The 16,063-nt window shown below is 50.1% G+C and carries 18 protein-coding genes and 1 tRNA gene; 11 read left to right on the forward strand and 8 right to left on the reverse strand.

The features are described from left to right. Nucleotides 1-3 precede the first annotated feature (3 nt). Both clpX and B9G79_RS00925 read left to right on the forward strand, forming a co-directional pair. Nucleotides 4-1,299 carry an ATP-dependent Clp protease ATP-binding subunit ClpX gene (gene clpX / locus B9G79_RS00920; protein WP_088563881.1) on the forward strand — a complete coding sequence of 432 codons (1,296 nt, stop codon included), beginning with the start codon at nt 4-6 and terminating at the stop codon, nt 1,297-1,299. 62 nt (nt 1,300-1,361) lie between these two features. Then, the gene (locus tag B9G79_RS00925; RefSeq protein WP_088563882.1) at nt 1,362-2,234 is read left to right on the forward strand and encodes a hypothetical protein; all 873 of its coding nucleotides are present in this window, start codon (nt 1,362-1,364) and stop codon (nt 2,232-2,234) included. Here B9G79_RS00925 and B9G79_RS00930 read toward each other — a convergent pair. Both B9G79_RS00930 and B9G79_RS00935 read right to left on the reverse strand, forming a co-directional pair. Beyond that, complete coding sequence (locus B9G79_RS00930; RefSeq protein WP_011166056.1) at nt 2,223-2,621, reverse strand: response regulator; 399 nt, start codon at nt 2,619-2,621, stop codon at nt 2,223-2,225. The two genes, B9G79_RS00925 and B9G79_RS00930, sit on opposite strands and share 12 nt — an antisense overlap. Continuing rightward, the gene (locus B9G79_RS00935; protein WP_232468958.1) at nt 2,618-4,000 is read right to left on the reverse strand and encodes a sensor histidine kinase; all 1,383 of its coding nucleotides are present in this window, start codon (nt 3,998-4,000) and stop codon (nt 2,618-2,620) included. The genes B9G79_RS00930 and B9G79_RS00935 overlap by 4 nt, the downstream gene beginning before the upstream one ends. 485 nt (nt 4,001-4,485) lie before the next feature. Here B9G79_RS00935 and lon point away from each other — a divergent pair, with 485 nt between their 5' ends. Continuing rightward, nucleotides 4,486-6,981, forward strand: coding sequence for an endopeptidase La (lon, locus tag B9G79_RS00940; RefSeq protein WP_088563884.1), 2,496 nt, complete (start codon nt 4,486-4,488; stop codon nt 6,979-6,981). Nucleotides 6,982-7,074: 93 nt separating this feature from the next. Here the strand turns inward: lon and B9G79_RS00945 are convergent, their stop codons facing one another. After that, nucleotides 7,075-7,884, reverse strand: a complete 810-nt coding sequence (locus B9G79_RS00945) for a hypothetical protein (RefSeq protein WP_088563885.1) — start codon at nt 7,882-7,884, stop codon at nt 7,075-7,077. A 144-nt stretch (nt 7,885-8,028) separates the two neighbouring features. Continuing rightward, the gene (locus B9G79_RS00950) at nt 8,029-8,856 is read right to left on the reverse strand and encodes an SUMF1/EgtB/PvdO family nonheme iron enzyme (RefSeq protein WP_157678696.1); all 828 of its coding nucleotides are present in this window, start codon (nt 8,854-8,856) and stop codon (nt 8,029-8,031) included. Between the two features lie 20 nt (nt 8,857-8,876). Between B9G79_RS00950 and B9G79_RS00955 the strand changes: the two genes are divergently transcribed. From B9G79_RS00955 to B9G79_RS00985, 8 genes are all read left to right on the forward strand, one after another. Then, on the forward strand, nt 8,877-9,248 hold the full coding sequence (locus tag B9G79_RS00955) for a hypothetical protein (RefSeq protein ID WP_157678698.1): 372 nt from the start codon (nt 8,877-8,879) through the stop codon (nt 9,246-9,248). Nucleotides 9,249-9,480: 232 nt separating this feature from the next. Continuing rightward, nucleotides 9,481-9,744, forward strand: a complete 264-nt coding sequence (locus B9G79_RS00960; protein WP_088563888.1) for a YheU family protein — start codon at nt 9,481-9,483, stop codon at nt 9,742-9,744. Between the two features lie 207 nt (nt 9,745-9,951). Next, the gene (locus tag B9G79_RS00965; protein WP_232468960.1) at nt 9,952-10,887 is read left to right on the forward strand and encodes a tetratricopeptide repeat protein; all 936 of its coding nucleotides are present in this window, start codon (nt 9,952-9,954) and stop codon (nt 10,885-10,887) included. Continuing rightward, nucleotides 10,793-11,059: a winged helix-turn-helix domain-containing protein gene (locus tag B9G79_RS18240; protein WP_232468961.1), complete on the forward strand. Its 267-nt coding sequence runs from the start codon at nt 10,793-10,795 to the stop codon at nt 11,057-11,059. Before B9G79_RS00965 ends, B9G79_RS18240 begins: the two co-directional genes overlap by 95 nt. A 9-nt stretch (nt 11,060-11,068) precedes the next feature. Continuing rightward, a complete protein-coding gene (locus B9G79_RS00970) occupies nt 11,069-11,641 on the forward strand; it encodes a hypothetical protein (RefSeq protein ID WP_088563889.1) in 573 nt (190 codons plus the stop codon). 62 nt (nt 11,642-11,703) lie between these two features. Beyond that, nucleotides 11,704-11,779 (forward strand) — tRNA-Val (locus tag B9G79_RS00975). Between the two features lie 230 nt (nt 11,780-12,009). Further along, complete coding sequence (locus tag B9G79_RS00980) at nt 12,010-12,747, forward strand: L,D-transpeptidase (protein WP_088563890.1); 738 nt, start codon at nt 12,010-12,012, stop codon at nt 12,745-12,747. A gap of 120 nt (nt 12,748-12,867) precedes the next feature. Next, nucleotides 12,868-13,503 (forward strand): hypothetical protein, encoded by a 636-nt coding sequence (locus B9G79_RS00985; protein WP_088563891.1) that lies wholly within the window; start codon nt 12,868-12,870, stop codon nt 13,501-13,503. 84 nt (nt 13,504-13,587) lie between these two features. Here B9G79_RS00985 and B9G79_RS00990 read toward each other — a convergent pair whose 3' ends face one another. The 4 genes from B9G79_RS00990 to B9G79_RS01005 all read right to left on the reverse strand — a co-directional run bounded on the left by B9G79_RS00990 (nt 13,588) and on the right by B9G79_RS01005 (nt 16,062). Beyond that, nucleotides 13,588-14,076: a hypothetical protein gene (locus tag B9G79_RS00990; protein ID WP_088563892.1), complete on the reverse strand. Its 489-nt coding sequence runs from the start codon at nt 14,074-14,076 to the stop codon at nt 13,588-13,590. Nucleotides 14,077-14,194: 118 nt separating this feature from the next. After that, the gene (locus B9G79_RS00995) at nt 14,195-14,944 is read right to left on the reverse strand and encodes a hypothetical protein (RefSeq protein ID WP_088563893.1); all 750 of its coding nucleotides are present in this window, start codon (nt 14,942-14,944) and stop codon (nt 14,195-14,197) included. 118 nt (nt 14,945-15,062) lie between these two features. Further along, nucleotides 15,063-15,455: a hypothetical protein gene (locus B9G79_RS01000; protein WP_088563894.1), complete on the reverse strand. Its 393-nt coding sequence runs from the start codon at nt 15,453-15,455 to the stop codon at nt 15,063-15,065. Between the two features lie 70 nt (nt 15,456-15,525). Continuing rightward, entirely contained in the window at nt 15,526-16,062 is a 537-nt protein-coding gene (locus B9G79_RS01005; RefSeq protein WP_088563895.1) for a 4'-phosphopantetheinyl transferase superfamily protein, read from the reverse strand. Between the last annotated feature and the right edge of the window lies 1 nt (nt 16,063).

Genomic DNA, 16,063 nt, shown 5'->3' on the forward strand with positions numbered 1-16,063 from the left:
CCGATGACTACTAAAGATACCAATGGTGCTTTGAGATGCAGCTTCTGTGGCAAGGGCCAAAAAGAGGTCAAGAAATTGATCGCCGGTCCTGGCGTTTACATCTGCGACGAGTGTATCGATCTTTGCAATGACATCATTGACGAGGAAAAAGAGCGCGAGACGGCAGTTAAGGGCACGTTCAAAGTTCCCAAACCTTCCGATATCAAAACTTATCTTGATGACTATGTGATTGGTCAGACGCAAGCCAAGAAAACCCTGGCGGTTGCGGTTCACAATCACTACAAGCGTGTGAATGCAATGTCTCAGGGTAAAAAATCCGCAGACGTTGAAATGCAAAAATCCAACATCCTTCTGATCGGTCCGACAGGTTCCGGTAAGACTTTGTTGGCTCAGACAATTGCCAAGGTTCTGAATGTGCCATTTGCGATGGCCGATGCGACAACTTTGACGGAAGCCGGTTATGTCGGTGAAGACGTTGAAAACGTGGTGTTGAACCTGCTTCAGGCTTCTGACTATGACGTGGAAAAAGCGCAAAAAGGCGTGATCTACGTGGATGAGATCGACAAGATCTCCCGTAAGTCTGAAAACCCGTCCATCACGCGTGACGTGAGTGGTGAGGGTGTGCAGCAGGCGTTGCTGAAAATCCTTGAGGGTACTGTGGCGAACCTGCCTCCAAAGGGCGGTCGTAAGCATCCTCAGCAGGAATTCATCCAGGTTGATACGACGAACATCCTCTTCATCGTGGGTGGTGCGTTCGTGGGTCTGGATAAGATCATCGAACAAAGAACGACGAACAAAACCATGGGTATCGCGGCGGACATCCGCACATCCGAGGAAGTTGAAAAGAGCGCGAATCTGCTTTCCAAAGTGGAGCCGGACGATCTTTCCAAATTCGGTCTGATCCCAGAGTTCATCGGTCGTTTGCCGGCGATTGCGGTTCTGGCTCCATTGGATGAAGAAGCTTTGCTCGACATCCTGGTTCGTCCGAAGAACGCGATCACGAAGCAGTACCAGAAGCTCTTCAGCTTTGAGGGTGTGGAACTGAAATTTACGGAAAAAGCCCTGCGTGCCGTGGCCCAGATGGCTTTGAAACGTAAAACCGGTGCCCGCGGCTTGCGTGGAGTTCTGGAAACAGCGATGCTGGATGTGATGTACGACATTCCTTCAAAAAACAATGTGAAGGAAGTTGTGATCGATGAAAACGTGATCAACGAAGGCGCTCAGCCGATGCTCGTCTACAAAACGGACGAAGAAATTCGTGCTGAGGAAGAAGAAGCGAAAAAGAAAAGCTCCGCCTAGTCGGGGAGCTTTTCAAGAAATACACAAGATTAAGTAACTGTTTTGACGATCCGAAGGCCTCATTGTCTAATCAACTGATGGCACTCGGATCGTTTCTTTTTTTATTCCTGCACGCTTTCTTGGTGGCTCAGCCTGCGAGTGCGGCTGAGGTTGTGCAGGTGGGTCTGATTGAAGATGTGCTGCGGGATTACAAATTATTCCTGCAGGAACGTGATCCGGTGAAAATCACTAAATTTGATGGCAAGCATTCACGGCGTGATGTCGTTGAAGTTGTTCTATTCATGCAGGCTTTGCGACATGGAAAGTTTGCGGGGCAGGTGCAACTGGTGGGGCTTCCCTCCACGGGGCGCCTTCTTGAGCAGTTGCGAAAGGGCAAGGTGGCGGCCCTGGCAAATTCAGCCTGGGCGGAAAGTGTGCCTGATTCCGAAGTGCTGAAGACCGAACCATTGATTCGTGATGGAGAATTCGTGGTGGGGATTTACACCCGTCCCGGGCATCAGAAGCTTCTGAATGCCAAACTTCCTGAACATTTCCCGAATTTTTCCGCTGTCACCAATCCCGACTGGGGGCCGGACGTAAAAGCACTTCACAACCTGAACGTGGGAAAGGTTTTTGAAGTCGGCCACTGGGAGCTGATGACGAAGATGGTTTCTTCAGGACGGGTGGATTTTACTCTGGCACCATTTAGAAACACCCTCGACAAGACCTTCACAGTGGGGAAAGAGATTTATGTGCCGGTCCGAAACTACAAGGTGAACCTGAAGGGCACGCGCCACTGGATGACTTCCAAAAAATATCCTGGAGGTATGGAGTTGCATCAGGCCCTTGAAAAGGGACGTCATTTCCTGGATCAGGAGGGGATTCTTCACCGCGCTTACCGCGAATCGGGATTTTTTCAGGAGGATGTGAAGGATTGGATGCTCTTAAACCGCTGAGTCTGAAAGCTTCAGGTCTTCACGGACAGCATCGCCCAGGCGGCTGAAATCCACGGGCTTGCTTAAGAAACGGGTGGCCCCCAGGGATTCGGCCTTGTTGCGGAATTCCGAGGATTCATAGGCGCTGACCATATAGAAGGGCACCTTGATATGCAGGCCCTTTACCGCTTGAAGCAGTTCAAACCCGTCCATGCCGGGCATGTTGATATCTGAAAGAATCAAGTCGACCTGGGCCCCTTCCGGGGTGTTTAGAAAGTCCAGGCAGTCCGTCGCATTCAGGAAAGAGGTCAGATTAAGATCTCCCCAGTGCGCAAACAGCTTTTTGAACTTCAATTTATAAAGCAGATGTGTGTCTGCTTCATCATCGACTATCACAATGTGGATCATGAATTCGGTCTTTCGTGTGTAAGGGGCAGGGACATCGAAAACTCAGTCCATTGCCCGAACTCGCTATTGTATTTTAATGTGCCACCGTGTTTCTGGGCAATATTAAATGCAACAGTCAGGCCGAGTCCAGCTCCTTCACCCGCGGATTTTGTCGTCAGGAACGGATCGAAGATTTTTTCACCAAGAATTGTCGGGATGCCCACACCATTGTCGCGGATGGTGATTTCCACCATGTCCCCGCGCACGGCTGTGGACAAAATAAGTTCTGGTTCAAAGTTCTTATTTGCACGCACTTTCTTTTCCAAAGCATGGATCGCATTGTCCACGATGTTGGATAGGGCTCGCAGTAGCGACGTGGTGTAAACCGGTGCTTTGACCGACTCACCCAGGCGGTAAGTCACTTTCGGCGGCACATAGCTTGAACCCAATGAGCGGGTTGAAACCGTGTCCTGATAGGACTGTTTCACGATCTCATTGATGTCAGCAACCTCCAGCACGTCGCTGTCGTAACCCGACAGGATCTGCATGGAGCGGACGATCTGGTCGATGCGCTGACTGTGTTTCAGAATCACACGGCTGATCTCTTTGATCTCTTCCAGGTTTTCTGAGTCGGTCAGAAGCTCACTGAAGTTCAGAACAAAGTTCAGTGGATTGCGGATTTCATGCGCCACGCTGGCAGTCAGGCTTCCCAAGGATGCCAGACGTTCCTGAGCAACCAGTGTCGCCTGCATGCGTTTGATCTGCATCATCGCCTTTTCCAGGCTTTCATTTTTGGTGGTCAACTGGCGCGTGCGTTCAGCAACCTTTTGTTCCAGGGCCTGATTCAGGCTTTCCAGTTTTTGGTTGGCTTCCAGCAATTCTGAACGGAACTGATTGATGGACTCCACCAGAACATCCAGTTCATCCTGGCCCTTGTGGGCCCGGCGCTTCAGCTCAAGATCCTTGGCATCGCGGCCGCGGTTTTCCGCCAGATACCGGGCGATGTGCTGAATGTGAACGACCAGAATGCGGTTGAAGATGAAATAAAGGAAGAACACCACGACCGCTGTTTTGGCAGCCTGTCGGATAAAGATCCAAATAGCTTCCTGGAAGTACTTTTCACGTAGGCTCTTGATATCAAGTTCGACATCCAAAGCGCCCAGGATTTCGTTGGTGTTTTTGTGATAGATGTCGAAGCGCTTGTGGCTTTCTTCGGTCGGGTCGGATTTCCCGGTTTCGTAGATGGTTTTGTTGTCAGCCACCAAACGCAGATAACTTACACCCTGCAAACGACCCAGACCATCGAGCTGAATTTCCAAAAGTCTTGTGTCATATGACCACAGATGTTCGGCCATGGAATCAAGGTAAGAGTTCTTGATGATGGTAAAGTTGTTCTGCAACTTATCAAAATCTCTTTGATAGTCCATGATGAGTTGAAATGCGGTAAGAATCAGTGTCGCAAACGAGCTTACAGCCCAAGTCGCTATGAGCAGCTTGAGTGATAGCGAGTTGGTGCGGAACCATCTTTTGCTGTCTCTGGGTGTCACATAGCACTTATCGAACAAAATGGGCTAAAAGGGCATAAAAATGTTAGGACCTGGAATTACAATTAGGAAAGATTCTCAATTTCCGACACTTATTAGAATTATTTTCGGTTAGCATTAGGGCTCATTATGATGCCTAAATTTAGGGCAAATTGGACTCGCTGCTAGGACCAGAAGTCTTTTTCACTGCAATATATTTACTTCCCAGTAATCGTTCACATAGTTAGACTGAGTATAAGAATTTGCTCAGGGTTGAGATGGATTTTTTAACCTAAGCAGATTTGGTTCGGTTCTAAGTTAGGAACGAGCCTGCTCGTTAACCCACAGGGAGGGATAGGATTATGAGCGAGGGAAAAGTACAACAACTACCACTTTTGCCCCTAAGAGACCTCATCATTTTTCCGCATATGATGATGCCTTTGTTTGTCGGTCGTGAAAAGAGCATCAACGCTCTTGAAGAGGCGATGAGCAAACAAACCGACATCGTTTTGGCCGCTCAAAAGGACGCCAAAACCAACAATCCCGAACCTAAAGATATCTTTGCAATCGGCACGGTTGGAACAATCATCCAATTGCTTCGTTTGCCGGATGGAACTGTGAAGGTTCTGGTTGAAGGTAAACGTCGCGTAAAGATTAAGAATTTCGTAAACAACGATAACTTCTTCACAGTGGCTGTTGAGGCTCTGGATGAAGATCCGACAAACATCGTTGAAGCGCAGGCTTTGGTTCGCTCCGTAAAAGGAACGTTCGAGACCTACGTGAAGCTGAACAAGCGTATCCCGCCTGAAATTCTGATGCGTGTATCCACCATCGAAAATCCAGGGGAGCTTGCAGACATTATCGTGGCTCAACTGAACCTGAAACTTGAAGACAAACAGACTGTTTTGGAGATCATCGATCCTTCCAAGCGTCTGGAACACCTTCTGAACCTGATGACCGGCGAGATCGAAATCCTTGAAGTGGAAAAGAAGATCCGCACGCGCGTGAAGAAACAGATGGAGCGCTCTCAGAAAGAGTACTATCTGAATGAACAGATGCAGGCCATCCAGAAGGAGCTTGGTGAGAAAGACGATTACCAGGCAGAACTTCAGGATCTTGAGATCAAGACCAAGAACAAAAAAATGAGCCAGGAAGCCAAAGACAAGGTCATGAAAGAGATTAAAAAGCTCAAAATGATGTCACCTATGTCTGCGGAAGCGACAGTCGTTCGCAACTACATCGACTGGGTTCTGTCTTTGCCTTGGGCTGATTACACAGAAGAAAAACACGACATCAAAAATGCCCAGCGCATTCTTGATGACGATCACTGGGGTCTGGAAAAAGTCAAAGACCGTATCCTGGAGTACCTGGCAGTTTTGTCCATCTCCAAAGACATGAAAGGCCCTATCTTGTGTCTGGCGGGTCCTCCGGGGGTGGGTAAAACTTCCCTGGCTAGATCCATCGCGGAATCTTTGAATCGTCCCTTCGCGCGTATCTCTTTGGGTGGTGTGCGTGACGAAGCGGAAATTCGCGGTCACAGAAAAACATACGTGGGTGCGATGCCAGGTAAAATCCTGCAGGCGCTTCGTAAAGTGGACAAAGGCAATCCACTGGTTCTTCTGGATGAAATCGACAAAATGGCCAATGATTTCAGAGGTGACCCGGCTGCTGCGATGCTTGAGGTTTTGGACCCTGAGCAGAACAACAACTTCCAGGATCACTACCTGGAGCTTGAATATGACCTGTCCAAAGTGATGTTTATCGCGACAGCGAACTCCTTGCACACGATTCCAAGACCTCTTTTGGATCGTATGGAGATCATCAACCTTGAAGGTTATATCGAGCAGGAAAAATTCCACATTGCGAAGAACTACCTGGTTCCGAAGCAGTTGGAAAACCACGGCTTGAAAGACTACAAAGTCACCATCAAGGATGAAACTATCCGTGATGTGATCCGCTACTACACTCGTGAAGCGGGCGTTCGTAACCTGGAAAGACAGTTTGCAAACGTGGCTCGTAAGGTCGCCAAAGACATCGTGATGAACGAAACTTTGGAAAACTTCAAAGCTGAAGCTAAAACCGAGAAAAAAGCTGCTGCAGCCAAAAAAGGCGCGAAAACAGCGAAGACCTCCACGAAGAAGAACGAAGGTTATGTGGTTACTCCGCAGAAACTGGTCGAGCTTCTGGGTCCGCACAAGTACAAGTTCGGTATGATCGAGACTGAAAACGAAATCGGTCTGACGAACGGTATGGCTTGGACGGAAGTGGGCGGTGACCTTCTGGCTGTCGAGGTGAGCGTGGTGCCTGGTAAAGGCAAGTTCACTGTGACCGGTCAGTTGGGTGATGTGATGAAAGAATCCTGTGCGGCGGCGATGAGCTATGTTCGATCCAGAGGTCCTTTGTTCGGTTTGGACAAAGAATACTTCTCTAACATCGACGTGCACATCCACTTGCCAGAGGGTGCAGTTCCTAAGGACGGTCCTTCTGCAGGTATCGCACTGACGACTTCCATCGTGTCAGCGATCATGAAAGTCCCTGTGAAGCGCACAGTGGCGATGACGGGTGAAGTTTCATTGCGTGGACGTGTGATGGCCATCGGTGGTCTGAAAGAGAAGATCCTTGCTGCTCACCGCGGTGGCATCAAGCTGATCATCTGCCCTAAGGAGAACGAAAAGGATCTTAAGGACATCCCTAAGGATGTAATGAAGGATCTGAAAGTGATCCTGGTGGACCATGTGGATCAGGTTCTGATCAATGCTCTGGATATCAAGTCTCCAAAAGAATTGTTCAAGATTCAAAAGGAGCGCGAGTTCGGAATCAAAGCTCAGTACACGGGTCAGTCGGTACACCACCACTAAGAGTGGTTGGAAATTAGAGATTGGAAATTTGATTTAGGTCGAATTGGAAAGGCCGGTAGAAATACCGGCCTTTTTGTTTTTGCAATTTGGTTTTTATCTCTTGCTGCGGGATGCGCGCAGGTCTTTGGCGGTGAAGCCGCGTTTGCAGAAGTTTTTGAGTGCTGTTTCATAGGAGGCATAGTCCATCATGTTGCGGCTGGTGTAAGGAACCGCCTGATAGTCAGAAAGCTGAGTCATTCCGTCTGAATATACAACGTTGTACGTGCCCTTATAGTTGCTATCGTGAACCGTCAGGATGTAGCCATTCGCGGTTCTTTTCATGTCTACCACCAGCCAGGCGTGCGCCGTGATGCCTTCAATCTGCAGCATTTGGTAAGGGATGATCCCTTTACTGACTTCCACATACAACTCATCCATGCGTTTTTTCATTTCCGCTGCGGGAATGCTGTGATTGCCGGTGACACCGCGAACCCAACCGAACATCAGGCCACCGTCGACGATTTGACCTTCTTCCAAAGCCTGTTGAATTTCGTTCCTGTGAGCATATGAAAACTCGGACAAATTTTTAAAGCCCGGAATCTCAACAACGCCTCGGTTGGCGGAAATGTCCATGATGATCTGGCGGACTTCGTTGCGATTGGGGCGGGGTTCTTCGGGACGATAGATGGTCAGATAATTTGCGTTGCGGGTGAACATGGAATGCCACCAGCAAACACCCGCATCACCCAAACCACCGCGATTGGTGAAGGAAAGCTGGTTCTCGGTATCAGCCAGAAGGGCTCGCATAGCGGCCGGTTTGTGGGCCATTTCGCAGAATTCGGCTTTCGTGGTGGGGGCTTTGGCGTGGGCCCAGGCTGCGATTAAACTGGTGGCGGCAAAGGCGGTAAAAGCTTTCCATTTCATGGCGGACTCCTTGTTCCTGTAAGCTAGGGCAAGGCAGGTGCCAAAATAAAAGGGATTCAGATATCTCTGACTCCCTCCCTGAGTTTCCGCGAAGTACCTCGGCTGCCACAGGGCCAACAGGTGTCTATTCTTTAGACGCCTCTTTTACTGGGGCTTTGTCACGCATCGGAAGCCGACGTTATTCATCTTCAGATTCCAGGACGCCGGGGCCTGCATCTCATCGGCGGTAATATCCCCGATGTTGGCGGTGAAGATTCCCGTAACACCTTTGGAATGAATGCAAAGGGCGCCTCCGCGAATGACTTTGCCAGAGCTTCCTCCGAACAAATTCCCCATCGAAGTGTCTTTCTTTCCGGCATCTGCAAGACCCGTGAAATCAAACAGCGCTTTGGAGCCCGGTTTCACGTCCCAGTTGTTGTTGTGATACTGGCGTCCATAGAAACTTGAAAGATCCGGATTGTACGAGTTGCCATAAATGGTGTCGCTGACCCACTCCCAGGCATTGCCACCGAAATCCCAGATCACTTTGCCGCTGGCAAGAACAAACGTTCGGCGCTCGCTGCCACTGGTTTTGCCGGTGCTGTCGTAAGGGTTGGTGACATCTTTGATTTCCACGGGCTCACTCCATCCGGAATAGTAGCCGGTGTACAGGGTGTCTTTCTTGTTTTTATCAATCCAGTTTTCCTGGGTGTTGTAAATTTCCAAAGCTGCCGCATTCCACTCGGAATTTGTTGGCAGGCGGTAACCCGCACCCAGAGCGGCACACGCGTCGGTGGCTACGGCTTTGGTGGCCAGCCAAGGTTTGTTCGCGGCCGTCGAAACAGCTTTTCCGCCCACTTTTTTCATTTCAAATTTCGCGATACAGAATGCTTCGGTTTTCACCGTGCTGTTGGCAGCAACAAGTTCATAGTTCTCTGGACAACCACTGATGGGAGTCGGCACAGGCTCAGGAACTGGTGCGGGTTCAGGCACAGGCACCGGAGTCGGAGTTGGTGTCGGCTCTGGTGTTGGCTCCGGAGCGGGTTCTGGCGCCGGCGCGGGAGTCGGTGCTGGAGTTGGCTCGGGTGCTGGTTCCGGAGCCGGTTGTGGAGCCGGCGCAGGGCTTGGTTCCGGCGCAGGGGCTGGCGAAGGCTCTGGAGTTGGAACTGGAGCAGGAGCAGGCTCTTCCGGAGTTGGAGCTGGTGATGGCGATGGCTCTGGAGTCGGAGCCGGTTCTTCCGGCGCAGGCGCTGGAACTGGCTCAGGGCTTGGCTCAGCAGGCGTCGGCGTTGGCGCCGGAGTCTGCTGGCTTGGTGGTTGCGTTGGATTTGCCTGGGGAGGATTCTCCGCAGTCTGATCTTCTTGTCCTGATTTCTTTCCGCTAAAACTTCCTGAGCACGCAGAAAGAGTTGTCGTCAGACTCAAACACAAAATAATCAGTGGCAGGTTCTTCATTCAGAATCCTTCGTTAGGGGGCTGAACTTATTTTCACTGATTTTTAACGAACTTCGGAAAATTACTTATGTTAGCAGTCAAAACTCGCCTTAAGCCTTTCGCCTGAAAGGGTTACTCATTTTTTTTGCCAGCCCTTGGGTGGGTCGTGGTAAAGGATGTGTTATGAACGACAACAACCCGGAAAACGCCACCCCTATTGAGATTCCCAAAGAAGCCCTGAGTGAACAGGCCCTGCGCGGAGTGATTGATAACTTCATTCAGCGTGAAGGCACCGACTATGGTGTGAATGAAATCTCTTACGAAACCAAGATGCAGCAGGTGCAAAAGCAGATCGACAAAGGGCACGTGCGCATCGTTTTTGATCCCAACACCGAAAGCGTCAGCTTGATGCCCGAGCATGAGTGGAAGAAGTTCCAGAGGCGCTGAAAAGCGCTCTCCTAGCGATTTCTTCACCTCACACGCCGCAATAATGCAGCTGGTTTCATTACCGGCGCATTACATTCCTGAAATCAATTCTCACTATGCTCAAATTTTCAGCAACTGTCCGCGTCTTACATTGACGTATTCCTGACAATCTGTAAAAACCTGTCCCTCGCGAGTAATTTGTTTTTTGTTTTGGAGTTTTAAGACCTTATGAGCCCTACTGATCGTGCTTTCGAGCTCGGCAAGCTTTACTACGACCGGGGAGAGTTCACGCCTGCCGTGGACAATCTTCAGGAAGCGACGAAAGCTTTCTTTGCCGAGAAGAATTTCTCTCAATACTTGAAGTGCATCAATTTGCTTCTGCGTATCTTTGCAGAGCGTGAGCAATTTGAAGAAGTGAATCTGACAAAAGAAAAACTCCAGGATTTGGTTCTGAAAGAGGGCTTCGAACTGAATTCCAAGACGTACTACACGCTCGCGGTGTGTGCGTCGTACAAAGGTCAAATCGACACAGCCATGGACTATCTCCAAAAGGCCCTGGCTATCGCGCTTGCTTCTGACAACAAGGAAGACATCTGTCACGCCATCTTCGGTCTTGCGATGGTGTACTCTCATCCGTCTTCCGCTCGCTATTCTGATGCTTTGAAAGAGATCTACAATCTTCAGGTCTTCTTCCAGGTTTATCAGATGCCGGATCTGCAGGCGTCCTCCCTGTTCCTGAATGCAGACATCCTGAAACAGATGAAAAAGTATGACGAAGCTATCGAGGTCCTGTGGAAGGCCTACGATATCGTTCGTGAAACCCGCAACGTGGTTATGTCCAACTATCTGATGGGCGCCCTGGCGGACACATACTTTGAAATCGGCGACAAGGACATGGCCCGCACTTACATCACTCTGGCGCAAAGATCTGTGGACACTGAAAACCACAAACGTCTGGCGCGCATGGTGAAAAACCTGGCGGAAAAAATCGGTGGCGAAACCCAGAGCAACTTCGACCTTATCTTTGATGAGGCCAACCACTCTGTGATCGAAAAGAAACTGGGTCGCATTGATTTTAAAAACCAGTTCATATTATTGGATCGATCTTCTGCGCCTGTTCGTTCAGAACCAGGGTCAGATTTATTCCAAAGAATTCCTGGTTGAGAATGTCTGGAAGCAGCCTTATGATCCTGCCATCCACGACAATAAGATTTACGTGACGATCAAACGTCTGCGTAAACTGATTGAACCGGATTACGAAAAACCTAAATATATCTTTAGAGCCAAAAACGGATATTACATGAATAAAGCGGCTCGAGTTCATTTCGAGCACTAAGGGGGATTCATGTTGAGCAAAATTTTGATCGCAACTTTGGTGACTCTATCGGGACTGACGTTCTCTGCAACTGCCTTTGCGAAGGATGAAGAGCACATCATGCCAGCCAGTGATGACCGCTGGGTCCCATGGCCAATGCACTTGGCACAGCCATTCCCATGGCAGGACATCCAGGGTCTTTGGAAAGCCCAACAGGGTGATTTCACGTCCTACTTTGCTCTGAAAGTGGTTCGTCAGAAATCCACTGGTGTTCGCCAGCTTCAGGTGAAGCAGTTCGACGGCGAAACCTGCCGTGTGATTGCGACGGGCGTGGGTATTGAAAGAAACAAAAAGGTTCTTTCTCAGATGACCAGCAAGGGCGGAACAACCTTCCGTGTTCAACTGACGGCCTTTGATCAGAAAGATTCTCCACTTCCACCGTTGCGCGGGAACCTGCCGACGGAGGCTGTGATGCTTCTATCCTTCGGGGCGCTGGAGCAGCGTGGGACCGAAGAGCTGATTCATATGCAAATTATGAAGATTTCAGCGACTTTGACCCAGAAAACGTGCATGGACGACCTGAAGGCACTAAAAAAGTACTAAAATTAAAAAAAGATATTGATTAAGGGACGGACCGTTGTTAGAAATGGTCCTCTCAAGACGATAGGGAATTAGCTCAGTTGGTAGAGCGCCACCCTTACAAGGTGGATGTCGTCGGTTCGAATCCGGCATTCCCTACCAAACTTCTTCTAAGAAGTTTAAATCAACCACCGCCAAGGTGGTTTTTTTATGCCTAAAATCTGCCGCCGCATATTTAGCCCTCCTTTGCTTGAACAAAATTCCTGAATACACAATTGTTACACAATGCACAAATTTTGTACGGGCTATGTAATCTTTCTGCTAGAAGCTCTCCATCTTGAAACGACGAATTTCGTCCCTGAGGCGGAATAATTTTCTAAAGAGGAGAGATCATGAATCGTCTACTGACTGTATTTGGCCTTCTGCTGGTGGCAACTTTGGCCTCCTTCAATGCTTTTGCTCAATCTTCCGCTCTGGAGCGCAAACTGATGGTAGAGGATTCTTACGAAGCTCCTCGTGGCCGTTTGTTCAATGAACAGGCTTATCTGCGTGGTGAAACTTACCTGAGCCAGTACACGAACGTGATCGTCATCAATAAAGCGGCATCCGGCTCCCAGGCTCAGACTCTGCGCTTGTACACAAACCGTCAGTTGATGCTTTCCACATATGTTTCCACTGGCCGTGAAGACGTTGAATACATCAGCAAAGTGCGCGGTGTTGTGAACAAGATCTTTAAAGGCACGACGTCTTCCCACTGGAGACATACTACTCGCGGCTTCTATACTATTAAGCGCGTTCACGGTTACAACTACCGTTCTGGCGAATCCAAATTCCAGATGCCATTTGCGATGTTCTTCAATGAACAGCGCGGCTTGGCAGTTCACCAGGTGCCGCCGGATCTTTCCGGCGGTGAAGCAGCTGGTGAGGCGATGCTGGGTAAACGTGCGTCCTCTGGTTGCGTGCGCGTTCATAAATCTCAAATTCAAACCATCCACCGTGCTGTGACTGCAGCGGACCGTGGCATTGTTCCAGTGCTGGATACTCGCACTGGTAAGCCTAAGTACGATCAGAACGGCAAAATCCGTTACGAAAGCGGTTACAAAACTATCGTTATCGTAGAGGAATATTAAGAGCGGGGCTTTAATAAGCCCCGATCTCTCGCGACACGCTCTGGTGGCTTGTTGACCTCGCCCCGAAAGGGGCATAAAAAGGCTGGGTTTCCCCGGCCTTTTTGTATTTTAGGAGTGACTATGAACCTGATTGAAATCGTAAACACCCCCGATGAACAACGTGACCATCAGTGGGAGATCGACTTTTTCATGGCGGTCACTCAAGGCAACGTCAAGCTGATCCATGAAGTCCCTCAACAAGGTCCGGATGGCTGGCCTTACCTGCTGGTGGAAACCGGCGCAGAGGCGACAGAGCCCGCAAACAAAATCATGCAATGGGCCGCAACCAAAGGTGTGGGCCTGGTTGTGAATCCCATGAAGTCCTATCCCGACTATGTATTCACTTACGGCATGCTTTGGAACTTCAAAGAAACCGGCCGATTCTATCAAGAGGCTGCTCAGTCTCCGGTAGGCACCGTGGAAATGGAAAAAGGTCAGGGTCTGCATGCAGGTCCCCCAGCGCCACACTATCTGCCTCAGTACGTTCGCAACATCCTGAAAGAATTCTTCCGCGATCAGGGCGTTCTGCGCCCACGCATTCTGGTGATGAGCCAGGACCGCAAACACTACGACCTGGCATTCTCCCTGGAGTCTTTGGGGAACCCACCAACCAAAGAACACCAGGGCATCGCCGAAGCCCTGAGCTGGTTCCTGCCACCGCACTATTCCGTGGTGCTGGTCTCCGAAATCGGTTTGCCACAATTCTCAGATCTATAAAAAAACAAAAACCCCGCCAACAAAGCGGGGTTTTTTTATTAAGCTCCTAAATCCAATTCCCAATCTCAAATTTCCAATCGCCACCTAGTATTCAACCACCACAGTTTTCACTTCAATGGTCTTCGTGCTCTGAGAGCCATCCTCATGGGTCACCAGAACCTGGCGCTGATAGCCTTGAGTCGACATCTTGGGAATCATCGTTGTGCTCGGAGTGATGTAGGCGGTTTGCAAAGGCTCAAGCACTTTGCCGCCAGAGCGAAGTTCCAGATTCATTTTGTCTTCGGAAGTCCAATTCAGTTCAAAGTTCACAACACCTTTTTGCGAGCGCACGGAAGTGATCAGTTGGCGATTGATGTAAACATCCACCACCGCACCGTCTCTGGCTTCTGTCAGAATGCTCAGGGCTTTGATATCGCGAAGCTGGGAAGGCTCGCTGGTGACGTCGGAGGAAAGGCGGCCAGCTTCCACGATAGTCAGGCTCACTCCGATAGTCCCGCTGGTCATGCCCGCAGAGGCGGAAAACGCACTAAGAAGCAAAGAACAAAACAGCAGGGAGGTGGCAGCGATCTTCATGGAACAGACTCCTTGGTTGATTTCAAGCTTCTGTCTAAAGCAAGGCCTGTACCTGTTTTAAATAATGCTGCTTAGATTTGACCAAACGGAGCTGTCTAAAGTTAAGACACCTGATGCCTTAAAGAGGGCGATACCAGCAAGCGGGGCGTTCTTGCAAAAGCGCACTGGCGCGGAACGTGTCCAGTCTGCATTGCGGGCTTGGGTAGCCTAACAACGTGGCTGGCGGCAGATTTGTTTCTTCGGCATCTAAAGCCGGGACCGGCTGATTATTTGAAAACACATTCCACTGCAAGCGAGCCATCAGGGCGCCGGACTGCAAAGCGCGACGGCAGACGGTGGGTTTGGCGGAATTAGCACAAGTCTGCTCAAGCAAAGCTTCATCGCGTTCTGACAGGCGCACTGTCGGGGTTTTCATCATTGAAGCTATGCGGGTGAAGCAGCCACGAATGGAATAATAGTCCGCCGCGCCTTCGGCCGAAGCCCACGTGTCTTTGCCGTCGCCGTCCGGGAAGTAGGGTTTGCCGCCTTTGTGGTGGCCGACCTCATGGCAGATCATCAGGGCCAGGCTGTCTGGGGTGGTGGTGGGCTCGCGCACCAATCCGCCATAGACGATGATCAGCTTGGATTCATCAAACCGCAGGGCCTGGGCATTGATGGTGTTGTTAAACCAGCTCGATTGAAAGTCGATGTCGGGATAGATTTTTTGGAAAAGCGTCAGCAGTTGATTCAGTTGGTCTTCAGAAAGGCCTTGGTCAACCTCGGTGCTGGCATTGACCGGCAGCAGGGCCGGGCACAGCACACGTTGCACGGCCACCTGGGAAGGGGCCAGCACGGCAAGAAGAAGAAGGGTGAACAGCAGCACTTTCATCAGGCCGGGATCATAAACCCGGGTTCGAAGGGGCTCCACTCAAATGGCGGCCAACTGAAAAGATTGCAAAAAAATCGCGGGATCTTTCGACCCCGCGACTGGTGGTTTTCGTGGTGTTTTAATCAAGCTCGCCCGGGCGGGGCAGCAGATCCATCAGGCACTCACGCCAGTACTCCGGCGCCTCGTCGCTGTAGTCCACAGCCACATAGAAACCTTTTTTACCCAGAAGCTGCGTGCGCGTAATCACGCCAGAAACTTCAAGATTCATTTCCTCCAGATGCATGAACACGCGGTCGCCAATCAGGCAATCCAGGGTCAGCGTCTTGCGCAGGGCTGATGGAATCAGATCCTCGCGCTTCACCAGAAGCAAAAGTCCGGTGGAAGAGGCTTCGACGATCTCACTGTTCTTTGCGATCTTTGCAAAGTCATCCAGTGATGTGAGATACGAAATATGAATGGGAGAGACTTCGGTCCTTGGAGCCACTCTGCGGTTGTATTTTGAACTTCCCATTTTTCACCTACCTTAAAAACAAACTGCATTAGCGTCGGTTAATAAACTCTTCGGCAGGACTCGACCAAAGTTAAGAGGGAAAAATAAAAAAGGCCAAACTCCAGGTGGAAATTTTCTTCACGACACCCCTGTTTTCAGAGGAGGAATTAAACGTTTCATAGTTTGAAAGACGGAATGTCTCAGTCTGAGAATCTATATTTTCCCACGACCCTATAGAAATTTTAGAGATCACCGAGGGCTGATCATAGGAACGAAGTGCTTTAAAACAAGCCTCTTTCGCACACCACAAAGCCGCCGCACCGGGGGCCGTCGCCAGTTCCTCTGGTGATGACACGCGAGCCACCGTTTTGTCGCTCACACGTTCGGTGACTTCAACATCGACACCAATCGGATGGGGGGAAAGCACGATGACACCCAATCCTTCCGTGTGGGAAGTGGATGAATGCCAGTTTTCAGGAAGAAGTTTTTGAATTTCCGCACGGATCAAGTCGCGATGTGCGGGATTGTGGCTTCCCCATTCCGGGCGGGCATGAACTTGCAAGCCCGGTGACTGAAGAAGCTTTTGCGCGGACTCTGTCAGTTGTTCAGAAAGAACCAAAGAGTCCATA

This window comes from Bdellovibrio bacteriovorus, assembly GCF_002208115.1.
In the GTDB taxonomy this organism is placed as follows: Bacteria; Bdellovibrionota; Bdellovibrionia; order Bdellovibrionales; family Bdellovibrionaceae; genus Bdellovibrio; species Bdellovibrio bacteriovorus_C.